Origin of the sequence: uncultured Lacinutrix sp., from assembly GCF_947500325.1 — a bacterium.
In the GTDB taxonomy this organism is placed as follows: Bacteria; Bacteroidota; Bacteroidia; order Flavobacteriales; family Flavobacteriaceae; genus Lacinutrix.
On record NZ_CANMRQ010000085.1, the window covers coordinates 1 to 590 of the forward strand.

Sequence of the window (590 nt, forward strand, 5' to 3'; positions counted from 1 at the left end):
TTTTGATCTCAAATTACACCTCAAAAAGTGTAAACTATGTTTCTTTAACTTTGTAAAGGATGTTTGTTTAACGTACCTAGGTTACAGCTAACGTTTAGTATATGAAGCGTAGCCTGCCGATAGGTGGCTATGATTTTATATACATTGTTGTGAGTAGTTTTATTCTTTTTTTAAATAATTATTTAGGCATTTCGGGCAAATAGGGGACAGTTTATCAAACATCATTTCATATTTTTTAAATTCCGATTCCACGTTAATTTTTGACTCTTTAATTCCTATTTCGTTTACCAAAGTCGGATCCACGATATAGTATCCGTTAAAAAGGCCCTTTTTGTCCAGTACTTCGATATTCAGAATCTCTGAATCAATGGATTCCTCCATTTTATTAATCTTCTCAACGTGATATTCAGATATTAAACCAGCGACATTTCCTCCGTGAATTTCACATATTATATATCCCATTTTTTTATTTAATTACTCACAACGTTCGATGTATGGAATGTGCGGTTATGTGTGCGAGGATTTTCCGCAGGAAAATCAGCAGCTAGCAAAAAAGCACAGACCTTTCGTTTGGCACTAAAATAAGCATT

At 33.6% G+C, this 590-nt stretch carries 1 protein-coding gene; it reads right to left on the bottom strand.

From position 1 onward, the window contains the following. Window positions 1-159: 159 nt before the first annotated feature. Window positions 160-462 (bottom strand): hypothetical protein, encoded by a 303-nt coding sequence (locus Q0997_RS20280; RefSeq protein ID WP_299892548.1) that lies wholly within the window; start codon window positions 460-462, stop codon window positions 160-162. Window positions 463-590: the final 128 nt, after the last annotated feature.